The organism is Ensifer sp. 22521, from assembly GCF_052044795.1.
Taxonomy (GTDB): Bacteria; Pseudomonadota; Alphaproteobacteria; order Rhizobiales; family Rhizobiaceae; genus Ensifer.
The window spans coordinates 41,480-63,613 of the sequence record NZ_JBQENM010000026.1 but is presented as its reverse complement, the minus strand read 5'-3'; the positions used below and the strand labels follow the sequence as shown (position 1 = coordinate 63,613).

Sequence of the window (22,134 nt, the reverse complement as noted above, 5' to 3'; positions counted from 1 at the left end):
CATGTCCCTTTCGCGGCAGTTGTTTACTGCAATTCTGTCGATGGATTCCTACAATCGGGGATACGGCGCTGGCATTCAGATTGCCGGCAACCGCATTGGAACGGCGACAACTAGGGATGACTCATCCATATTGGTCGCGAACGGGCAGCGACTCGATATTGCTACGGGCTTTTATGCAATCTCATATGATTGGAATGGTACGACGGTTATTTCGTATCGCGGCACGAATGCCGAGAGCTTAGGAGACTTTGCCACTGACGTCCTCAACGGCTATTTCGTTGGGGCCGGACAATCGACAACCAGCCAAGCCTGGCTCGCGGCTGAGTTTTTCCAGCGCGTCACCGGCACAGAAAGCGGTGATCCAACGCTGTCGAACACCATCCTGACGGGACATTCGCTGGGCGGAGGTCTCGCCGGATTTATTGGTGCCCTGTATCACCAGGAAGCCTACATCTACGACAACATGACATTCGAGGGTGCGGCCAACAGCGCGTACGATATCGCCTCGGACTGGATCCCTGGGTCGCCGGATCTGTTCGCGAAATATGTGTGGGGAAACTACTATAACGGACTAACACCCTGGTCCCCTCTCATCAGTAACAACATCAAGGCGTATGCGACCACAGGCGAACTACTTGATCCGCTACGCGCGGCTTTTTTTCAGCAGACTCCCGTCACGCACTTCGACAGCAATATGGGCCTGACCCCCGACCTTATTGCATTGCATAGCCAAGCCCTGCTTGTAAGTACCATGTTCGCAAGTGAGGCAGGACATACCGCCTGGGCCTCGATTGGCCCGGAACTCTGGGCAGCTAAGTTCAATGATGCAGTCGGCAGGTGTCGTTTGGCACTTGAAAGTAAGAATGCGGCCGTTTCTTTCTTGGTTGGCATTTAATTTGAGATTCTGTGGGCTGAGAATCTCAGATTAAGTGCAATTGCGAAGACCTCCGCGACTGGCGCTCGCAGTCCACCATCTCTTCTATAGCGCTGCCGAAGCGGGCTTTATTCTCACCCATCATATGGCCACGCAGCATGGAAAGCATCTCCGGCCCAGCTCGCTGGACGATGGCCACACCCGCTAAAAGAGCTGGCCGCAAGTGCAGCTGTCGTTTGGCATTTAACTGTGAGAATGCGGCCGCTTCTTTCACGGTTGGCATTTAATTTGAGATTCCGTGGGCTGAAAGTGTAACTGCAAAGACCTCCGCAAATGGCGCCCGCAGCCCACCATCTCTTCTATAGCGTTGCCGAAGCGGGCCCTATTCTCACCCATCATATGGGCACGAAGCATGGAAAGCATCGCCTCGGCTCGTCGATACGCTCATCCGAAAGCGCTTCGTCAATCTCGTCGGGCAATGGACGTTCATTCAGAAACACCATCTATTTCGTCGGCGGTTGAATCTCACGTTACGTGCCAAAATCAAAGCGGCAATCTCAAATTAACTGCCAAGTCTCAGATTAAGTGCCAGGCTATCTTATTGAAATTATTGCCGTCGGAGTCTGGCGGTTAAATGCAAAACAACATGGATCGTGAAGCTGCCGTCGCAGCAATATAGCGGCGTGCCCGAGAACGAGTTCGCGATGATGACGATCGCCGGCATGATGGGCATGAATGTACCCGAGATCGAGCTGGTCGATCTCGATGCCGTCAGCGGCCTGCCACAAGGCATCGGCGAGCTGCAGGGGAAAGCGCTGGCGATCAGGCGTTTTGATCGCACGCCGGACGGACCGGTGCATATCGAGGATTTCGCGCAGGTATTCGGTGTGTTTCCCGACCATAAATACGACAAAGGCAACTACCGCATGATCGGCCGCGTGCTGGGTATCGAGACGGGTGCGGCCGATGTTGCCGAGTTCATCCGGCGGCTTGTGTTCAGTACCCTGATCGGTAACGGCGACATGCACCTGAAGAACTGGTCGCTCATCTATCCCGATAGGCGAACACCGGCGCTTTCCCCCGCCTACGACCTGCTATCGACGATCCCCTATATCGAGGGCGAAGATACGGCGGCGCTGAATTTCTCGCGCACGAGGAAGATGACGGCGTTATCGATGGACGAGCTTGCGCATCTTGCCGCTAAGGCGGAGCTGTCCGAAAAGCTGGTGCTCGACACGGCACGCGAAACGGTGGAGCGCTTCCGCGCGGTTTGGGACGCGGCGAAGAAAAACCTGCCGATGGCCGGTAAGGCGCGCGAGATGATCGATGCGCACGCGCCGTCGATCGAACTTTATCGCGAATGCACGAAGGCGAAGCCGTCGAAGGGAAGGGGGCCATCCGCAGATGAGCCCCTTTCCGGCTATTGATCCTGCCGAGCCGCGACGCTTGCGCCGTGAAATGCAGGTCGCGTTCGATCTTCAGTCCGAACGGACCGCTCATGGCGGTCAGCTCGGTGATACTGGCCATCCCCAGCTCGGCAGAAACCTGCCCGGACGATAGTCCTCATCGACTGTCTTCTTGATCGTCAGCAGCAGGTGCACGCTGAATCTCGTCGATGATGGCTCGATCAAGGCCGCCTCCGCAGCCACCGGGCATAGGAGGCCTCTGTGGAGGTTCCCGTCGCGATGAAGCGCTTGGGGTCCCATTGATGATGAAGCGCCATCAGGTCGGTCCCGTACTTGCCGAGCACAGGCGCATCTTCATCGCGGGCGGCTCTGATCGTTATCTTTGATGGCATTTCGCGGCATGATCCATCGATGGTGTCGTCGAGCCATCATCCCCCGATTAGCCGGCCGAACAACGTTCTATCGTAAATGAACTGCACCGTGGCTCAACAGCTCGAAGGCGATCAGCGACAAAAAAAGCCTCACCGGCAGACGGGACGAGTATCGCGCCCGGATGGCTCATTGGACACGGGGAAGGTTCACCGTTGGAGATAGGTCTGCACATAACATATTCTCAAGGGTAGTTATTGACATGTTATACCAGTTGAGGAATATATCTCCGGGCGCTGCACAATGGCGCTTGGGAAATCGACCTGACCGATCCGGTGAGGTCTGCGGAATTTAGGGAGGTCTCGATGACATCGATCGTGCTGTTCGGTGCCGGTGGTAAAATGGGCTATCGACTGGCCAAGAACCTTAAAGGTTCGAGCTTCGATGTTCGGCATGTCGAAGTAAGCGAGGCCGGAAAAGCACGGCTTTCGAATGAGCTCGGTATCATGTGCGTTTCCCCTGAGGATGGCCTCAGGGGCGCCGACGTCGTCATCCTTGCTGTTCCCGATACGGCAATCGGAAAGGTCGCATCCGCGATCGTCGATAAACTGGTGGCGGGCACGATGGTAATCGCCCTGGACGCAGCAGCGCCCTTTGCAGGCCATCTGCCGGCGCGCGCCGATCTGACCTACTTCGTCACGCATCCATGCCACCCGCCCATTTTCAATGATGAAACGGACCCGGCTGCCAAGCGCGACTTCTTCGGTGGCATCGCTGCAAAACAGCATATCGTGTCCGCGTTGATGCAAGGGCCTGAAAGCGCCTATGCTCTTGGCGAGGAGATTGCCAAGATCATCTGGGCGCCGGTCATGCGGTCACACCGTGTAACGGTTGAACAGATGGCGCTTCTCGAGCCCGGCCTTTCCGAAACGGTCTGCGCTTCATTGCTCGTCGTCATGCGCGAAGCTATGGACGAATGCGTCCGCCGCGGTGTTCCGAAGGAGGCGGCCCGCGATTTCCTGCTTGGCCATATGAACGTGCTCGGCGCGGTTATCTTCGAGGAAACGCCCGGTGTCTTTTCCGATGCCTGCAACAAGGCAATCGAATTCGGCAAGCCGGTGCTCATGAGGGACGACTGGAGGCGCGTCTTCGAGCCGCAGGAAATTGCCGCGAGCATTCACCGCATCACCTGACGAACGGCGAGTTTGCGTGCCGTTCGAGGGCGCGAAATCGCCCGGAACAAAATCGCACGGGAGGGCCACTTTCAATGGAGGGGTGGTCGAGGAAGCCTTGTGCCTAACTGGGAGGAGAATATGAAAGTTACCCGCAGACTGATCACTGTCGGCTTCGTTGCCGTCATGGCTGCAAGCGCCGCTTTGCCAGCTTTCGCTGCCGACCTCATTGCAATTATCACGCCGAGCCATGACAACCCCTTCTTCAAGGCGGAGGCCGTTGGTGCCGAAGTCAAGGCGAAAGAACTCGGCTATGAAACGCTGGTGCTGGTGCACGACGACGATGCCAACAAGCAGTCGCAGTTGATCGATACCGCAATCGGTCGCGGCGCAAAGGCGATCATTCTCGACAACGCCGGCTCCGAAGCGTCGATCGCTGCCGTGAAGAAGGCGAAGGATGCAGGCGTTCCCTCCTTCCTGATCGACCGGGAGATCAACGCGACCGGCATTGCAGTCTCGCAGATCGTCTCGAACAACTACCAGGGTGCCCAGCTCGGTGCGGAAGAGTTCGTCCGCTTGATGGGTGAGAAGGGGAACTACGTCGAGTTGCTCGGTCGTGAAGCCGATCTGAATGCCGGCATCCGCTCCAAGGGTTACCACGACGTCATCGACGAGTTTCCGGAGATGAAGATGGTCGCCCAACAGTCGGCCAACTGGAGCCAGACCGAGGGTTACTCCAAGATGGAGACGATCCTGCAGGCCAATCCCGACATCCAGGGCGTGATCGCCGGCAATGACACGATGGCCATGGGAGCGATCGCAGCGCTCCAGGCGGCCGGTCGCAAGGATGTCATCGTCGTCGGCTTCGACGGCTCAAATGACGTGCGCGACTCGATCAACGCCGGTGGCATCAAGGCGACCGTCATGCAGCCGGCCTACGCGCAGGCCCAGCTCGCCGTCACCCAAGCGCACGAGTACATCACAACCGGCAAGGCTCCGGCGGAAGAGAAGCAGCTCATGGACTGCGTGCTCATCACCGCTGACAATGCCGATAAGCTCGAGACCTTCGCGCTCTCCCAGTAATCTTCCCGCGACTGCGCAAGGCGGGCCGACCCCCGCCTTGCGTTCATTGTTCATGACGGAGAATGGGAATGCCCAGGTTTCAGGCTGCATGCGCACTCGTGCTTGCCGGCGCTCTCGCGCTTGGCGGCTGCAAGCTCGTCAAAACGCAGGACGAGCAAAGGCAGATGGCGGCGGAGGCGTTCAATCCCGACAAGCTGGTTGCCGAAGCCTGGGACGCGAAGGTCGTGCCCTATCTCGAGCAACGCGCCGGTGCCTTCCAGGAGGTCTCGGCGCTTGCCGCACGTGACCTCAACGCTGCGGCGGAGAAATATGGTCACAAGGAGAAGCAGGGCAACGCGCCCTGGACATTCGCTGCCAAAATCGACGGTGTGATCGTCGGGGAAGAAACGAAATCGCGGGCGGCCTATGTCGACGTGGATGTCGATGGTGACGGCAAGGCGGATGTCCGCGTTTCGATCGGTCCCGCTATTCGCGGCACGGCGCTGCGCGACAGCCTCACATTCGTGAACTTCAACGAGTTCAAGAACCAGATCGAGTGGGCGCAATATGGCAAATCGTTCAACACCCACGTGAACGGCACGCTGCTTGAAAAGCTGCCGCGTGACGGTCTGACAGGCAAGACGATCAAGGCGACCGGGGCCTACCCGCTGCCGGCCAAGGGCCAATTGCCGCAATTCGTGCCGGCCACGATCATCGTCGGGGGTGGGGTATGAGCGATACGAACGAGGATGTTATTCTCGAACTCAAGGATGTCACCAAGGCCTATTCCGGCATCGTGGCCCTGAAGAAGGCCAACCTGCAACTCCGTCGTGGGGCCGTAAACGTCCTCGTTGGTGAAAATGGCGCCGGCAAGTCGACGATGATGCGCATCATCGCCGGCGTGGAGCGGCCGACACTAGGCGAAATCTGGCTGGATGGCGAACTCATTCATCTCAACAGCCCTACCGATGCGGTAAGGCACGGGATCGGTATCGTCTTTCAGGAGTTGAACCTCTTCGGCAACCTTTCGGTCGCCGAGAATATCTTTGCGACCCGCGAGATCACCCGCGGTATCCGTGGCATAGATCACCGCGGCCAGGTCAAGAAAGCCAATGCGTTCCTCGACCGCCTGGAGGCGGGGATCTCCGCCGAGACGCTGGCCGAAGATCTGCCGATCGGCCAGCAGCAGCTCGTCGAAATCGCCCGCGCGGTATCGCTCGACACGCGCATCCTGATCATGGACGAGCCCACCTCTGCGCTCAGTGCGGCAGAGGTCGATGTGCTGTTCCGCGTGATCGCGGATCTGAAGGCGCGTGGCGTGGCGATCGTCTACATTTCGCATCGGCTGGAAGAGCTGATGCGTATCGGCGACTACATTACGGTTCTCAAGGATGGCCAGATCACCGGCCACGCCATGGTCAAGGACATCGATACGCGCTGGATCGTCCGCTCGATGATCGGCTCGGACGCCAAGGACTTTGCAAAGAAGGTCGATCACAAACCAGGCGAAGAGATCTTCCGTACCGAAAACATCTGCCTGCCGAGGGCGCAGGGCGGCTTTGCCGTCGATCACGTCTCGATCGGTGTGCGCAAAGGCGAGATTCTCGGCATCTACGGGCTGATGGGGGCCGGTCGCTCGGAACTCTTCGAATGCGTCATGGGGCAGCACGAACACTATACCGGCAAGATCTACGTCGAAGGCAAGGAGCTCAAGGGTGGCGATACTACCCGACGCATTCGTGAGGGCCTGGCGCTCATCCCCGAGGACCGGCAGCGTGAGGGGCTGGTTCAGTCCTTATCGATTGCCGACAACCTGACGATGGCGAGCCTTGGCCAGTTCCTGAAAGCCGGTTTTCACATCGACCTTGCGCGCGAAGCAAAGGCGATAGCCGAGGCAATCCGCAACCTCTCGATCAAGGCGAAGAACCCGGAATTCGACGTGACGTCGATGTCGGGTGGAAATCAGCAGAAGGTCGTGATCGGCAAGGCGCTCATGACCGGACCGAAAGTCCTTCTCATGGACGAGCCGAGCCGGGGCATCGATGTCGGCGCCAAGGCCGATGTCTTCCTCACCATGCGCCGCCTGGCGGGCGAGGGGCTGGCAATCCTCTTTTCCACCTCTGATCTCGAAGAGGTCATGGCGCTTTCCGATCGCATTGCGGTGATGAGCAATGGCCGGCTGGTGACGGTTGTCGACCGCAAGGACGCGACCGAAGAAATGATCGTTTCGGCCTCCGCAGAGGGACATAAAACCAAAAGGATGCATGCGTGATGACGACAGCAACCCAAACTGCCGCCGCCGACAGCTTCTCCAGCGGCTCAGCGCTCCTCACGCTGATGAAGCTGAGGACATTCATCGCGCTCTTTGCGGTGATTATCTTCTTCTCGATAGCCGCGCCGAACTTCCTTTCGACCGCGAACATGATCCTGATGACGAAGCATGCGACGCAAAACGCGTTTCTCGCGATCGGCATGACCTTCGTCATCATCACCGGCGGCATCGACCTGTCCGTCGGTTCGATCGTCGGTCTCTGCGGCATGATCGCCGGCGGCCTGATCATGTATGGCGTGGCTTTGCCTCTCGGCTACACGATGTATTTTAACGTCGTCGAGGTTGCCGTCATCGTCGCCGTGGTCGGTATCCTGATTGGCGCAGTCAATGGGCTTTTGATCACCCAATTGAATGTAGCGCCTTTTATCGCGACGCTTGGCACCCTGTATGTCGCACGCGGCATGGCGCTGCTTTATTCCGATGGCCAGACCCTGCCCAATCTCACCGGGCGCGAGGATCTCGGCAACCAGGGCTTCAGCTATCTCGGGTCGGGCACGATCCTGGGATTGCCCGTGTCCGTCTGGATCCTGATCGCGGTGGCTGCGGGTGCTGCCTATTTCGCCCGCTTCGTGCCGCTCGGCCGGCATATTTTCGCTGTCGGCGGAAACGAGCGTGCCTCCCGCATGTCGGGCATCCGGGTCAACCGGGTCAAGATGTTCGTCTATATGTTCTCCGGCTTCTGCGCGGCGATCGTCGGACTGGTCATTTCGTCGGAACTCATGGCCTCGCATCCGGCGACCGGTACCAATCTCGAACTCAATGCCATTGCAGCGGCCGTACTCGGTGGTACATCGATGTCGGGCGGCCGCGGCACGGTCGGCGGCACGATCATCGGCGCTTTCGTGATCGGTATTCTCTCGGACGGGTTGGTGATGATGGGCGTGAGTTCGTTCTGGCAGATGGTGATCAAGGGGCTGGTGATCATCGTGGCCGTCGTGGTGGACCAGGCTCAACGTCGCCTGCAGCAGCGTGTCACACTGATGCAGATGGCAAAGGCAGGTTGACTATGGCGAGGATCAAGGGCGCACTGATCGGTTGCGGATTCTTCGCCATCAACCAGATGCATGGTTGGCGCGAGCTGCCGGAAGTCGAGATCGTGGCTATCTGCGATCGCGATCCCGAGCGGCTCAAGATCGTCGGCGACCAATTCGACGTGGCTCGCCGCTACCTGTCGGCGGATGAGATGTTCGCCGAGGGTGAATTCGATTTCGTCGACATTGCCACGACCGTTGGCAGTCACCGTCCTCTCGTCGAGCTCGCCGCGCGCCACAAAGTGCCGGCGATCTGCCAGAAGCCATTCGCGCCAACGCTCGAAGATGCCAAGGCGATGGTGGCAGCCGCCGAAGAGGCGGGGGTCGCGCTGATGATCCACGAAAATTTCCGCTGGCAGACACCCATGCTTGCCGTCAAAGAAGTCATCGATAGCGGTGAGATCGGTACCCCTTTTTGGGCGCGCGTGTCGTTCCGCTCTGGCTTCGACGTGTTTTCCGGCCAGCCCTATCTTGCGAAGGGCAAGCGCTTCATCATCGAAGATCTCGGCATCCATTCGCTCGACATCGCCCGCTTTCTGTTCGGCGACGCACGAAGCCTGTCTGCCCGCACGGGCCGAATCAATCCGGATATCGCCGGCGAGGATGTGGCGACCATGATGCTCGGCCACGACAACGGCGTCACCTCGATCGTAGACGTCAGCTATGCGACGAAACTTCCGCAGGAGCCGTTCCCGCAAACCTTGATCGAGGTCGACGGAACCAAGGGTACGCTGCGCCTTGGGCTCGGCTACAAGCTCACCGTCCACGGTCCGGCCGGAACGATCGAGCGTGACGTCGCGCCGAACCTGCTGCCCTGGGCCTCGAAACCATGGCACAACATCCAGGAAAGCGTCGCGCTTATCCAAAGACACTGGATCGAGCGGCTGGGCTCCGGCCGCGAGCCTGACACTTCCGGGCGCGATAACCTTAAGACCTTCGCATTGGTGGAGGCCGCCTATCTCAGCGCTAAGCGCGAAGAGACGATTGTCGTCGGAGATCTGCTACGATGAAGGATGAGCTGTTCCGGCTCTATGGCACCGCCGAGCGCGAGCCAGAGAGCCGCACGCTGGTCGCCGGCAATCTGAGTATCGACTTTCAGGACGGCAATCTGCGCAGCTTGCGGTTCGGCGATCATGAGGTGCTGCGCGCAATCTCCTTCCTCGTGCGCGACAAGGATTGGGGCACCTGCCGCGCTCGGCTGAGTGACCTTAGGGTAGAAGAAGACGAGCGAGGCTTCTCACTCGCCTATTCCGCGCGCTTTACAGCCCCTTCCGGCGCCAATCTCGATTGCGATATCGCGATTTCAGGTACGGCGACCAGCGTGCGTTTCTCCGCCGATTGCGTGAGCGATGCGGATTTTGAAACCGCACGCGCTGGCTTCGTGGTCTTGCATCCGGTCATAGGCGTTGCGGGAGAACCGGTCGCAATCACTCATGATGACGGTTCGGTGGAAGAGGCACGCTGGCCCGATACGATCGAGCCCTGGCAACCGTTCAAGAACATTGCCCAGATCACGCACCGCGTGGCGCCCGGTATCATGGCGACAACGAAGTTGATTGGCGATGTCTTCGAAATGGAGGATCAGCGCAACTGGACCGATGCCTCCTACAAGACCTACGTGCGGCCCTTGGCTTTGCCTTGGCCCTATCTCGTGCCGCAGGGCGAGCGCTTCAGTCAGCAGATTTCCGTGGAGGTTCTTGCCGAGAGGAATGCGGCACGCGCAGCGGATCGCTCGGATGCGATCACCGTCAGGCTCATCCCGACGAATGTCAGATTTCCTGCCATTGGCGTGGGGCTGCGACCCGAGTGCCTTTGGGAAGAGTTGGCTTCGCTCGATGTCTTGAAGGCCATTGGCGCGAAACACCTGATCGCCCATTTCGATCCCACTGTAGGGCATGGCATTGAGGCGCTGAAGGGCTACGCGGCGATTGCGACCGCGTCCGGCCTCGAGGTGACCTTGGAGCTTGCGGTACCTTGCATAAGGCCCCTGGAAGAAGAGATGGCGCAGTTTGCGGCGATGGTCGATGAGGCCGGGCTTGAGCTCGACACACTGTTCGTCTGCCCGTCCGTGGATCGTCAGTCGACACCACCGGGTAGCAAGTGGCCGGAGTGTCCTGCGCTCAGCGAAGTTTACACGGCTGCGCGCGGCGCCTTTCCCCGTCTTCAGCTGGGCGGAGGAATGATGAGCTATTTCACCGAGTTCAACCGCAAGCGTGTGCCGCCGGATCAGATCGACTATATCAGCCACTCGACGAACCCGATCGTGCATACTGCCGATGATCTTTCGGTCATGCAGACCTTCGAGGCGCTGCGTCATGTCGTCAACTCCTCCCGCGCAATCTACGGCAACAAGCCGTACCGCATTGGGCCCTCGACGATCGCGATGCGTCAAAATCCCTACGGCAGCGCCACCAAGGACAATCCGGCGGGGTCGCGTATCCCCATGGCGAAGGTCGATCCACGGCACAATGGCCAGTTCGGTGCCGCCTGGACGCTGGCCTATGCGGCAACGGTAGCGCCGGCGGCGCTGGAAGTCCTGACCCTTTCGACCCTTGCAGGTCCCTTCGGGCTTTTGGCCGGCGAGGGGGAAGCCGCGGTAAGCGGCGAGCTGCGACCACTGGCACATGTCCTCGCGCGACTTGCGTCCCTGTCACACGAGCTCCTCCTTGCGGTCGAGACTTCCCGGCCCGATGCCGTGCTGGGGCTGGCCTCGCAGAAGCGGCTTTTGCTGGCGAATATCACCTGCAACGAGCAGGAGGTCCTCTTGCCGGCAAGGCCAAGGCAGGTTTCAACGATCACGGATGGGGGCGCACTCGCAGCGCAACAGAACCTTACGCTGGCGCCTTACGCCTGCATCGATATCGCTCTTTGAACGCTATCCCTGGCTCTTGAGAGCGTAGAGCGCGCGTGAGCGTTCGAGGTGTTTGACCATCGCCTGCTCGGCGAGGTCGGCATCGCGGCTTTCGATGGCCCGGATGATTTCTTCATGTTCGGAAAGCGTGAAATTCTCACGACCGGTCCAGATGAGCATTTCGGTATGGTAGGACTTCAGCCAGCCAAGCATCGCGCCGCTGACCGCGACAAAGATCGGATTGCCGGAAATCCTGGCTATGCACTGATGAAACTCCATGTCGGCATCGATGAAGGTATCCGCGTCCCCGAGGCTCTGCTTTTGCTTGTCCAGAAGGGCGCGAAGTTCGGCGATATGGGACGAGGTTGCCTTGGCCGCCGCCTCACGGATCATGCCGCGCTCGAAGAAGATGCGTGCGTTCTTCAGGTGCTCCAGCGTATCGGAGGAGCCGGAGAGCATCAGCTTTGCTGGCAGGTCGACCTGTTTGATGATGGATTCGGCGGTGATGCGCAGCACCTTGGCGCGCTCGCCTTGAGAAATTTCGACCAGTCCTTTTCCAGCGAGTGCTTGCATCGCTTCCCGGATGGCCGGGCGACCGACACCGTAACGCTCCATCAGCTCACGCTCGGAGGGCATGTCATCACCGGCTTTGAGCTCGCCGGTTTCGATCATCTGCTTCAGGCGCGCGAAGACTTCATCGGAGAGTTTCTTGCGGACGATCGGTTCGGAAACAACGTTCATGAGTCACCTGATTTCGACAGGTTTGAATATGCACCAAGTGTCTTGGTCGCAACAGCCTTCAGTGTAATCGGCTTGCAATAACATAAATACTCATTATACCAGTTGTTGAGTGCGCACAAGCAGGATGCCTCGCACGGGGGGAGTAAACGTGATCCGCATTACCTATCGCATCGAGACTGCCGGTTCGGTGGAAGCGATGGCGGCGAAGATCGCCAGCGACCAGTCGACGGGCACCTTCGTTGCATTGCCCGGAGAAACGGAGGAGCTGAAGGCGCGCGTGGCCGCGCGCGTCGTCGCCGTCAGGCAGTTGCCGCCATCGAACCGCGCCTCCTTTCCCGACGAAGCCGGCGGAGCGACGCTATTTAAGCGCGCCGATGTCGATATCGATTTCCCGATGGATGCGGTTGGTACCGATCTGGCCGCACTTATGACCATCGCGATCAGTGGCGTCTTCTCGATCAAAGGCATGACGGGTATCCGGATCGTCGACATGAAGCTGCCGGAAGAGTTCGCCGCTGCACATCCCGGCCCGCAGTTCGGCGTACCCGGCAGCTTCGCGCTGACAGGGGTGAAAGACCGTCCGATCATCGGAACGATCGTCAAGCCTGCGCTCGGTCTCAGGCCGCACGAGACTGCCTCGATGGTCGGTGAGTTAATCCAGGCGGGGGTCGATTTTATCAAGGACGACGAAAAATTGATGAGCCCAGCCTATTCTCCTCTCAAGGAGCGCGTGGCGAAGATCATGCCGCGCATTCTTGATCACGAGCAAAGAACCGGCAAGAAAGTCATGTACGCCTTCGGTATCAGCCACGCCGATCCCGACGAAATGATGCGCAATCATGACATGGTACTTCAAGCCGGCGGCAATTGCGCCGTGGTCAATATCAACTCGGTCGGTTTCGGTGGTCTCGCCTTCCTGCGCAAACGCTCGGGCCTCGTGCTGCATGCCCATCGAAACGGATGGGATATTCTCACGCGCCACGCCGGCCTTGGCTTTGAATTCTCCGTCTGGCAGCAATTTTGGCGGTTGCTCGGTGTCGACCAGTTCCAGATCAACGGCATTCGCGTGAAATACTGGGAGCCCGACGCGAGCTTCATCCGCTCCTACATGGCGGTCAGTACACCGTTGTTCTCCGACAAGGACGTGGCGCTACCGGTGATCGGCTCCGGTCAGTGGGGTGGGCAGGCGCCGGATACCATTGCGGCAACTGGCGGCTCGACCGACCTCCTGTATCTATGCGGTGGCGGCATCGTCAGTCATCCGGGCGGCCCGGGGGCCGGCGTGAAGGCGGTCAGGCAGGCCTGGGAAGCCGCGGTGGCGGGAATTGCGTTGGACACATATGCAAAGGATCATGTGGAACTCGCGCAATCCATTGAAAAATTTGCCGACGGCAAGGCGGCCTGAGACATGAAGCGGCCCTTGATTAGCTACTATGGCGACGATTTCACTGGCTCGACCGACGTCATGGAGGCACTGGCCTCAAATGGGGTCGAAACCGTACTGTTCCTCGAAGTGCCGGACAGAGACCTGCTGTTGCGTTTCGCCAGCGCACGCGCGCTTGGTCTTGCCGGAACAAGCCGTAGCGAGACGCCGGATTGGATGGACATGCATTTGCGCAAAGCCTTCGAGTGGCTGAGAACGCTCGATGCGGAACTTTGCCATTACAAGGTTTGCTCGACCTTCGATTCCTCACCGCATGTCGGCAATATCGGTCGTGCGGTCGAGATCGGCCGCAGCGTCTTCGGCGCGGAAACCGTGCCTCTCATCGTGGGCGCGCCGCAGATTCGTCGCTACACGGCGTTCGGTGAGCTATTTGCCGCGTACCAGGGCGTGAACTATCGCATTGATCGTCACCCGGTGATGTCGCGCCATCCGGTGACGCCTATGGACGAGGCTAATCTCCTGATGCATCTGGCGCGGCAGACGAAGCTGTCATCGGCGCTCGTCGACATTGTTTCGCTTCGTGGAACGCCTGAGGCGGCAAAGACTGATGTGCTGCTTGTAGATGTGCTTGACGAGACAACCCAAGATGCTGCCGGTGCGCTGCTGTGGAATGAGCTCCGCGCGGCAAGCCGGTTTGTCTGCGGCTCCTCCGGCGTTGAATATGCGCTGATCCCAGCCTGGCGGATAGCGGGGTTGGTCGGAGGCAAGCCGGATTTTGCCGCGGCGGGCCCGGTCGATCGCATCGCAGTCGTTTCGGGGAGCGTCTCGCCCACCACTGAGAGGCAGATCCGACACGCGCTGGTCAACGGCTTTGAGGGCATCACGCTCGACCCGCTTGCGCTGTCTGGCGATAACCGTGGGTCGGCCATCGCGATGGCTGTCGAAGCCGGTCTGCAGGTGCTCGACGGCGGCCGAAGTGTCATCCTTTATACCGCGCTTGGTCCCTCTGCCGACCGCGGCGGCGAGCTCGATTCATCCATCGGTGCGCGCCATCGGCTCGGGCAGGCGCTTGGCCATATCCAATCCGAACTCGTCTCGTGCGCCGGCCTTTCCCGTGTGGTGGTTGCCGGAGGTGATACCTCCAGTCACGCACTCGGCGAAATGGGCATTTCCGCCCTGACGCTGAAAATGCCGCTGCCGCAAACGCCAGGTTCTCCGCTGTGCATTGCCCATGGCGGGCCCGTGGAGGGTCTCGAGATTGCACTGAAGGGCGGTCAGGTGGGAGGCGACGACTATTTTTCGATGATCCGGTCGGGCGGTGCGTAGCCGTGAGTGCCTTCTTTTGCTGGACCAATCTTGTGCACCCGATCCGTTGTACGTCTAGCGGTCAAAACCCATGCGCATGGTTTTGATTGAGGATGGCAGGCTGTGGCAAATCCGCCGTCGACACTGTCTTGGCGCAGCAGGTGTAAGCTACCTATATCGACTCGACGGTTGGTTCCAAAGAGGGCGGGTGTATCGCCCTCTGCCCCTTTGAGGCGTCTACGTTTTCGACGTTTTCAGGGATAGGCGGTTGCCCCGTCGGGTTTGCGGGTGACCTTCCGCTCCCAGTGAACGTAATCGTCTGTCTGCAGCGCCTTCTCGTCGATCTCTAGACCCCAGCCCGGCCTGTCTGGTCGCAACTCCATATGCCCGTCCACTGGCATATACGGATCTGCCGCCCAGGGAGCGTGAACATGCGGTTTGAACTCCAGCACCTTGAAGTTCGGTTGAGTTGCGCAGAAGTGGACGTTGACTGCAGTTGCAAGCGGCCCCATCGGATTGTGCGGCGCCACCGTCACATAGTGGGCCTCGGCGATGGCAGCTATCCGGCGCATCTCGGTGACGCCGCCGACCACGCAGATATCCGGCTGGATAATGTCGGCGCCGCGCGCAGACAGGAGCGAAAGGAACTCGAAGCGCGAATAGAGCGATTCGCCCGTTGCCAGCGGCACGGTCACCTTCGATTTCAGCTCGGCCCAGGCCGGAATATGCTCAGGTCGGATCGGTTCCTCGTAGAACAGCGGGTCATTCGGTGCGATGGCGGCAGCAAGTTGCACAGCCTGATAGGGCTCGAAGATCTTTGCATGCGCGTCGAAGGCGTATTCGAAGTGCGAGGGAGTGATTTCGCGGATTTTGCCGAACCAGTCGCCGGTTTCCTTGACGAGTTCGCCCCAGCGTCCGGCATGGAGATCACGGCGATAGGGGCTGAGCTTGAACGCGGTGTAGCCGTACTTTTCGTTGAGCTCGAGAGATTGCTCCCGTGCTGCTTCCGGATCGGGGGCTGTGTAAACACCGCAATAGACCTTCACGCGGTCGCGCACATTGCCACCGAGCAGCATGTAAACTGGCAATCCGGCGGCCTTCCCGGCGATGTCCCAGAGTGCGTGATCAATCGCCGAGATCGCGGCAAGACCGAGCGCGCCGGGCGGGAAGCGGCATTGCTGGTTGAGCTTGAGCACGAGGAATTCGACGCGGCGCGGGTCCTCGCCTTCGATCTGATGGAACAGGTAGTCGAAGAGCGGCGGCAGCGCCCAGTCAGGACCGTGGTTGTAGCATTCGCCCCAACCGCAAATGCCCTCGTTGGTCTCGATCTTCAAAAGCAGGCGCGGGCGGTCGTCTACGCGCTGCATGTATGTCTTGAAGCCTGTGATATGCATGAAACTCTTCCTCAGGCCGCGTAGCTCGTTTCGGCGACATTGTCGACGATCGCGCGCAGATCAGCTCGCTCTGCTTCGGTCAGGCTTTCGACGCCCGGCACGCGAACGGGCCCGACATCGGTTCCGAGCATGCCGAGCGCTTCCTTGACCACGGTGACGTTGGCGCCGTTCAGGTATTTGGTGCGCAGTGCTTCGAAACCGGCAATGTCGTCAATGAGCGCGCGCGCAGCGGCATAGTCGCCGTTTTCCAACGCCTGATGTATGGCGTGCGAACGCTCAGGGAAGACATTGACGAGGCCAGAGGTGAAGCCGCGCGCCCCCATCGCGTAGAAGGCAGGCGCCCAGCCTTCGGCAAGTCCGCAGACCCAGATCGCCGACGCATCCTTCGTCGCACGTACCACTTCAGCAAGAAGCATCAAATTCCCGGAGGCGAACTTGATGCCGGCGATGTTCGGATGTAGCGCAAGTTTGCGAAAATCGGAGACCGAAAAGGTGTCGCTTCGCACATAGGCGATGACCGGAACCGTACTGGCTTCCGCAAGCTCAAGGAAGTACTTGGCTTGGAAGCTTGGGCCAGCGAAAGGGTCCATGGGGTGGTGTCCCATGATGGCATCGGCCCCCTCGGCGATGGCGTCGCGGGCGAGAGCCTTTGCTTCGGTGAGCGAGCGGCCGACGGCGGCACTGACGAGCGACTTGCCAGCGGCTGCCTTGATGGTTGTAGCGTGGACCGTGCGCACTTCGTCCATGGTCAGCGTAAAGAATTCTCCGGTATTGCCAGCCGCCATCAGATTGTGAACGCGCGCATTGGCAAGGCGGGCGATGAGATCCGATAGCTTTGCTGTATCGACGCTCCCATCGCTCTTGTAGGGGGTCACCGGCACGCCAGATATACCCGTAAGGGCCTTGCGGATCTTCTCCATTGCCTCGGTCACGTCAAATATCCTCTTTCTTCTTGAACACGATATTGAGGTAAGTTTCACCGGAGCGCACGACATGGTCGCGCATCACGCGTTCCGCTTTGTCGCAGTCGTTCGATATGATGGCGGCTGCAATCGCGGTGTGCTCGGCCAGCGCCTTGCCACGTTCGTGCGGATCGGAATGGATAACGCGGCGAATACTGCCGTCATAGAACTGCTGTCGCTCGATCATGCGCGACAGATACTGGCATCGCGAGGCAATGTGGATTTGTTCGTGGAAAGCCTCATTCAGCGAAATCAGATCGTCAGCGATGCCATGCTCCGTGGCGTTAGCCATCCTCTGGACGATCTCCTCAAGTTTCTGGATCTCGACCTTCTCGATCCGCTTGGCAGCCAGATGCGCAATCATCGATTCGAGCGCGGCCCTTGCCAGGATCATTTCCTCGGCCCAGCTCGCATTGAAACGGATCAGTACGCCACGGCGCGGCAAGGTCTCTACTAGTCCTTCCGTTTCCAGCTGACGCAACGCTTCCTTGATGGGCGTGGTGCTGACGCCGAGCTGCTCGGCGAGCTGGCGTTCGTTGACCCGCTCGTCAGGCGCAAACCGGCCAGACAGGATCGCTGTTCTCAACGTCCGGTGCACATGATCGCGAAGCGTCGTCAGGAACCGCGGGTCGATCTTTTCGATGCGGTCTTCGCCAGGCGCTTTCGATGCCTCGTTTTGCATGTCCCGAAATTCCCCCGTTGACGACAAAATCGTTTTGTGAGATCTGATATACCAGATTTCAGATCGATGTCGATATGAAAAATTTGCGCTTGGGGAGAGGCCCGGCGCGCCAGGGAGGAGATAGGACTATGAAAAGACGCAGTTTTTTGATGGCCTCGGCTATATTGACCTCGACGTTTGCCGTCCCGGTCGCCGCGCAGGCGGCAACGCCCGATGACCAGTTGGTCATCGCGACTAACATGTCCTCGATGCGCGGACTCGATCCCAACGAGCTTAACCAACTGGAATCGGCCGAAATCGTCGCCAATCTCTATGAGCGGCTGATTGTCCTGTCCGCCAACGACATAACCAAGCCGCAGCCAGGGATCGCCGAAAGCTGGCAGGTATCGGACGACGGCAAGACCTTCACCTTCAAGATCCGGTCCGGCGTCACCTTCCATTCAGGAAACCCGCTGACAGCAAAGGATGTCGAGTGGTCGTTGCGCCGACTGGTCAAGCTCGGTCTGGCGCCTTCGGTCGATCTTCGCCAGTGGGGTATCACCGACAAGAATGTCGATGAACTGATCAAAGCTACGGACGACACAACGGTCGTGCTGCAGACGCCTGAAGTCTGGAACCCGAACCTGATCCTGTTTTCGCTGGCGAGTTTCTCGACTTCGATCCTCGACAGCAAGCTGCTCGCCGAAAACGAGAAGAAGGGGGACATGGGGCGCGAATTCCTGCAGACGAACGATGCGGGCTCGGGCCCTTATTCGCTCAAGACCTGGCGCGTCAACGACCTCTTGATTTCTGATGCGTTCAAGGACTACTGGCAAGGCGCGCCGAAGATGCGACGCGTCATCCTCCGTCACATGCCGGAATCCTCCGGTCAGCGACTGCAGCTTGAAGCCGGCGATGTTGACGTCGCAACCCGTCTCTCGTCCACGGACCTTGCTGCGATTGAGGCGGGCGGCAAGGCAGAGATCCAGAAGACGCCGGGCTTCGGATTCTACTATCTGGCGCTTAACCAGAAAGACGAGATTCTTTCCAATCCGAAGGTCCGCGAAGCCTTCCGCTATCTGATCGACTATGACGGTCTCGCCAACACCGTGATGAAATATTACGGCATCAAGCAGCAGACGATCGTTCCCGGCGGCCTGCCGGGTGCTTTGAACGAAACCCCTTACAAGCTGGACATCGACAAGGCCAAGCAGTTGCTTGCAGAAGCTGGTTATCCAAACGGCTTTTCGAAGGTCTATTACGCCACCCCGGTGACCCCGGAGTATGAAGTCGCGCAGTCGTTGCAAGCTAACGCGGCCAAAGCCGGCATCAAACTCGACCTTCAGGGCGGCGATCACATCGGTAAGTTCCGCAACCGCGAGTTCGAGATCTTCTCGGCGCGAACAGGCGAACGCCTGCCAGATCCCCATGCTGTGCTTGCATCCTACGCAACCAATCCAAACAATGCCGACGATGCCAAGCTTGCTGGCCTCATCGCCTGGCGCTCCGCCTGGGAAGTGCCGAAAAGCATCCAGGACATGGTGACAGCCGCTGCTCACGAGACTGACCAGCAGAAGCGGGGCGACCTCTATGCGAAGATCAACAAGGCATATCTCGAAGCGTCTCCAGCACTCGTGACTTCCTTTCAGCGCACCGACGCAAAAGCAGTGCGCAAGGAAGTTACTGGCTATGTCGGCCATTCAACCTGGCTGACGCGTTGGGACACTGTCTCGAAGGGCGATTAAGCCCTTCCTGTCGAGGAGAATGATCGTGAGTATCTCACAGACATCCGCAATCGCCCCCGAACGCGCCAAAGCGGCGTTCGGTGCACTGCGCAAGGTGGCGGCATCCTTTGCCGTCATCCTGACGACGCTGCTGGGCCTGCTCGTCATCACCTTCGTTGTCGGCCGAATGGTGCCGGCCGACCCGGTCATTGCGGTGATCGGCGATCAGGCCGATCACGAGACCTACGAACGCGTCTACAAGGAGATGGGGCTGGACCAGCCGCTCTACGTGCAGTTTGCAACTTATCTCGGCAATGTCGCGCATCTTGATTTCGGCCAATCGCATGTGACCAAGAATGCGGTTTCCAGCGATCTTGCCCGCGTCTTCCCGGCAACCTTGGAGCTTGCCACTCTGGCAACGATTATCGGCGCCGGTTTTGGCATTCCGCTCGGTATCATATCCGCTGTGCGAAAGGGCACATGGGTAGATCATCTCGCACGCATTGTCAGTCTCCTCGGCCATTCAACGCCCATTTTCTGGCTGGGTACTATCGTCATCCTTGTTTTTTATGCGAAGTTTGGGCTCATTCCCGGCAGCGGCCGCCTGGACATCTACAATGAAGGGCTGGTCGAAGGACCGACGCATTCCATCCTCATCGATGCGGTCCTTGCCGGCGAATGGGGAGTTTTCTGGGATGCTTTGCTGCATGTCGCGGCCCCGGCGCTGATCCTCGGCTATGCGGCGATGGCCTATCTCAGTCGCATGAGCCGGAGCTTCATGCTGGAGCAGTTGCGGCAGGAATATGTCCTGACAGCCAAGGCCAAGGGCCTCGGCCAGCGCGCAATCGTGTGGCGCCATGCCTTCCGCAACATCCGGGTGCAGCTGCTGACGATTGTTGCGCTTGCCTACTGCGGACTGCTCGATGGCACTGTGTTGATCGAGACGGTTTTCGCCTGGCCGGGCCTTGGACAGTATCTCACCTCGGCGCTGTTTTTCGCCGACATGAATGCCGTTCTGGGCAGTGTCCTGCTCATCGGTATCATCTCGATTGCCATCAATCTTCTGTCGGATCTGACCTATCGGTTCCTTGATCCGCGTACTCGGTGACATCATGGCGACACGTTATTTCAATGAGCTGCACAATTGGCTGATCAATGAGGAGTTCTCCTCGATGCGCCAGGCGCGTCTCCACAAGGCCTATGTCCTGTGGCTGAGCCTGATCGCCAATCCCTTGGCTCTCGCAGGCTTCTTTGTGGTGGTGGGGCTGATTTTGGTGGCAAGTTTCGCGCCGCTGCTCGCCAACCACGATCCCATTCTTCAGGATCTGACCATTGTCTTGAAGCCGCCTTCTGCAGTGAACTGGTTCGGTACCGACGAATTCGGTCGCGACGTCTATTCGCGCCTCGTCTACGGTGCCCGCACGACGCTGTATATTAGCGTGCTAGTGACCGTCATCGTGGCTCCGATAGGCTTCGCCATCGGTGCTACGGCCGGTTATCTTGGCGGCTGGGTGGATGTTGTGCTGATGCGCATAACCGATATCTTCCTGTCCTTCCCGAGCCTGGTTCTGGCGCTTGCCTTCTCCGCCGCCCTCGGCCCGGGCATCGAGAATGCTGTCATTGCCATCGCGCTCACGGTATGGCCGCCGATCGCGCGTCTGGCGCGCGCCGAAACGTTGACCTTCCGTGCCGCAGACTTCGTCGTTGCCGCAGAGCTGCAGGGTGCAGGGATGGGGCGCATCCTCTTTCGCCACATCGTTCCACTCTGTGCGCCATCGATCATCATCCGCCTGACGCTCAACATGTCGAGCGTGATCCTGACGGCAGCCGGCCTTGGCTTCCTCGGTCTCGGGGCGCAGCCGCCTATGCCCGAATGGGGGGCAATGGCGGCGTCCGGACGCCAATACCTTCTTGATGCCTGGTGGCTGACGACGGTCCCCGGCATAGCCATTCTTCTGGTCAGTCTCGCCTTCAATCTGCTTGGCGACGGACTGCGCGATATCATGGATCCTCGCAATGCGTGAGCAAAAGAAGCCCATTCTTTCGGTCAAGAACATGTCGGTTCAGTTTCCGAGCCTGTCGGGTGTGGTCAGCGCGGTGAGAAATATCTCATTCGACGTGGCGCGCGAAAAGGTTGGCATCATTGGTGAATCCGGCTCTGGCAAAAGCACGATGGGGCGCGCGATCATGCGCCTTCAGCCGGCTACCGCCCGTGTGGTCGCCGATGAGATGCGGTTTGAGGATGTCGACCTCCTGACCGCCAGCGAGGCTGAAATGCGGTCGATCCGCGGAAGCCGGATCTCCATGATCCTGCAGGATCCGAAGTATTCGCTCAACCCCGTCATGACGGTTGGCGAGCAGATCGCCGAGACGGTCATCCTTCATGAGCGGCTTGGAAGGAAGGCGGCGCGTGACCGCACGCTTGCGATGCTCGAGCGCGTCAGCATCCGTGATCCACAGCGCGTCTTCAATCTCTACCCGCACGAAGTGTCGGGCGGCATGGGTCAACGCATCATGATCTCGATGATGCTGATCTCATCGCCCTCCCTCATCATCGCCGATGAGCCGACCTCGGCGCTCGACGTCACGGTGCGCCAACAGGTGCTGTCAATCCTCGACGATCTGATTAGCGAGCGCAACATCGGGCTGATCTTCATTTCGCATGATCTCAACTTGGTGAAGAGCTTCTGCGACCGGGTCATTATCATGTATGCGGGCAGGATCGTCGAAACCATTGATGCTTCGAAACTCGACCAGGCGACGCATCCCTACACCCGCGGACTTCTGGAGGCGTTGCCAAGTCTCGATCATCCGAGAGACAGGCTGGAAGTTTTGAAACGACAGGCAAGCTGGGCGGAGGCGTGAC

Annotated in this window: 18 protein-coding genes and 1 pseudogene; 15 read left to right on the top strand and 4 right to left on the bottom strand. The window is 59.3% G+C overall.

What is annotated here, in order from left to right; genetic code table 11:
- Window position 1 precedes the first annotated feature (1 nt).
- The 9 genes and pseudogenes from ACTJKE_RS29340 to apnL all read left to right on the top strand — a co-directional run bounded on the left by ACTJKE_RS29340 (window position 2) and on the right by apnL (window position 11,118).
- A complete protein-coding gene (locus ACTJKE_RS29340; RefSeq protein WP_440693306.1) occupies window positions 2–895 on the top strand; it encodes a hypothetical protein in 894 nt (297 codons plus the stop codon).
- A 623-nt stretch (window positions 896–1,518) separates the two neighbouring features.
- Window positions 1,519–2,301, top strand: a pseudogene (locus tag ACTJKE_RS29335) (type II toxin-antitoxin system HipA family toxin); the annotation flags it as partial.
- Window positions 2,302–3,014: 713 nt separating this feature from the next.
- Window positions 3,015–3,842, top strand: a complete 828-nt coding sequence (locus ACTJKE_RS29330; protein WP_440693305.1) for a phosphogluconate dehydrogenase C-terminal domain-containing protein — start codon at window positions 3,015–3,017, stop codon at window positions 3,840–3,842.
- 120 nt (window positions 3,843–3,962) lie between these two features.
- The gene (locus ACTJKE_RS29325; RefSeq protein ID WP_440693303.1) at window positions 3,963–4,904 is read left to right on the top strand and encodes a D-ribose ABC transporter substrate-binding protein; all 942 of its coding nucleotides are present in this window, start codon (window positions 3,963–3,965) and stop codon (window positions 4,902–4,904) included.
- Between the two features lie 68 nt (window positions 4,905–4,972).
- Window positions 4,973–5,617, top strand: a complete 645-nt coding sequence (locus tag ACTJKE_RS29320; RefSeq protein WP_440693301.1) for a DUF2291 family protein — start codon at window positions 4,973–4,975, stop codon at window positions 5,615–5,617.
- Window positions 5,614–7,155, top strand: coding sequence for a sugar ABC transporter ATP-binding protein (locus ACTJKE_RS29315; RefSeq protein WP_440693299.1), 1,542 nt, complete (start codon window positions 5,614–5,616; stop codon window positions 7,153–7,155). The genes ACTJKE_RS29320 and ACTJKE_RS29315 overlap by 4 nt, the downstream gene beginning before the upstream one ends.
- Window positions 7,155–8,219, top strand: coding sequence for an ABC transporter permease (locus ACTJKE_RS29310; protein WP_440693297.1), 1,065 nt, complete (start codon window positions 7,155–7,157; stop codon window positions 8,217–8,219). The genes ACTJKE_RS29315 and ACTJKE_RS29310 overlap by 1 nt, the downstream gene beginning before the upstream one ends.
- 2 nt (window positions 8,220–8,221) lie before the next feature.
- The gene (locus ACTJKE_RS29305) at window positions 8,222–9,256 is read left to right on the top strand and encodes a Gfo/Idh/MocA family protein (protein WP_440693295.1); all 1,035 of its coding nucleotides are present in this window, start codon (window positions 8,222–8,224) and stop codon (window positions 9,254–9,256) included.
- Window positions 9,253–11,118 (top strand): D-apionate lactonase, encoded by a 1,866-nt coding sequence (apnL, locus tag ACTJKE_RS29300; protein WP_440693293.1) that lies wholly within the window; start codon window positions 9,253–9,255, stop codon window positions 11,116–11,118. Before ACTJKE_RS29305 ends, apnL begins: the two co-directional genes overlap by 4 nt.
- 3 nt (window positions 11,119–11,121) lie before the next feature.
- Here apnL and ACTJKE_RS29295 read toward each other — a convergent pair whose 3' ends face one another.
- Window positions 11,122–11,838 (bottom strand): transcriptional regulator NanR, encoded by a 717-nt coding sequence (locus tag ACTJKE_RS29295; protein ID WP_440693291.1) that lies wholly within the window; start codon window positions 11,836–11,838, stop codon window positions 11,122–11,124.
- 148 nt (window positions 11,839–11,986) lie between these two features.
- On the opposite strand from ACTJKE_RS29295, the gene oiaX reads away from it, so the two are divergent.
- Window positions 11,987–13,243: a 3-oxo-isoapionate-4-phosphate decarboxylase OiaX gene (gene oiaX, locus ACTJKE_RS29290; RefSeq protein WP_440693289.1), complete on the top strand. Its 1,257-nt coding sequence runs from the start codon at window positions 11,987–11,989 to the stop codon at window positions 13,241–13,243.
- A gap of 3 nt (window positions 13,244–13,246) precedes the next feature.
- The gene (locus tag ACTJKE_RS29285; protein ID WP_440693287.1) at window positions 13,247–14,548 is read left to right on the top strand and encodes a four-carbon acid sugar kinase family protein; all 1,302 of its coding nucleotides are present in this window, start codon (window positions 13,247–13,249) and stop codon (window positions 14,546–14,548) included.
- Between the two features lie 233 nt (window positions 14,549–14,781).
- Here the strand turns inward: ACTJKE_RS29285 and ACTJKE_RS29280 are convergent, their stop codons facing one another.
- The 3 genes from ACTJKE_RS29280 to ACTJKE_RS29270 are packed head-to-tail and all read right to left on the bottom strand — an operon-like array spanning window position 14,782 to window position 17,565.
- Window positions 14,782–15,921 carry a mandelate racemase/muconate lactonizing enzyme family protein gene (locus ACTJKE_RS29280; RefSeq protein WP_440693285.1) on the bottom strand — a complete coding sequence of 380 codons (1,140 nt, stop codon included), beginning with the start codon at window positions 15,919–15,921 and terminating at the stop codon, window positions 14,782–14,784.
- 11 nt (window positions 15,922–15,932) lie between these two features.
- Window positions 15,933–16,841 carry a dihydrodipicolinate synthase family protein gene (locus ACTJKE_RS29275; protein ID WP_440693364.1) on the bottom strand — a complete coding sequence of 303 codons (909 nt, stop codon included), beginning with the start codon at window positions 16,839–16,841 and terminating at the stop codon, window positions 15,933–15,935.
- 13 nt (window positions 16,842–16,854) lie between these two features.
- A complete protein-coding gene (locus ACTJKE_RS29270) occupies window positions 16,855–17,565 on the bottom strand; it encodes a GntR family transcriptional regulator (RefSeq protein WP_440693283.1) in 711 nt (236 codons plus the stop codon).
- Between the two features lie 128 nt (window positions 17,566–17,693).
- Here ACTJKE_RS29270 and ACTJKE_RS29265 point away from each other — a divergent pair, with 128 nt between their 5' ends.
- From ACTJKE_RS29265 to ACTJKE_RS29250, 4 genes are all read left to right on the top strand, one after another.
- On the top strand, window positions 17,694–19,289 hold the full coding sequence (locus ACTJKE_RS29265; protein WP_440693281.1) for an ABC transporter substrate-binding protein: 1,596 nt from the start codon (window positions 17,694–17,696) through the stop codon (window positions 19,287–19,289).
- A gap of 19 nt (window positions 19,290–19,308) precedes the next feature.
- Window positions 19,309–20,376: an ABC transporter permease gene (locus tag ACTJKE_RS29260; RefSeq protein ID WP_440637486.1), complete on the top strand. Its 1,068-nt coding sequence runs from the start codon at window positions 19,309–19,311 to the stop codon at window positions 20,374–20,376.
- Between the two features lie 64 nt (window positions 20,377–20,440).
- A complete protein-coding gene (locus tag ACTJKE_RS29255; protein ID WP_440693362.1) occupies window positions 20,441–21,292 on the top strand; it encodes an ABC transporter permease in 852 nt (283 codons plus the stop codon).
- Complete coding sequence (locus ACTJKE_RS29250; RefSeq protein WP_440693279.1) at window positions 21,285–22,133, top strand: ABC transporter ATP-binding protein; 849 nt, start codon at window positions 21,285–21,287, stop codon at window positions 22,131–22,133. Before ACTJKE_RS29255 ends, ACTJKE_RS29250 begins: the two co-directional genes overlap by 8 nt.
- Window position 22,134: the final 1 nt, after the last annotated feature.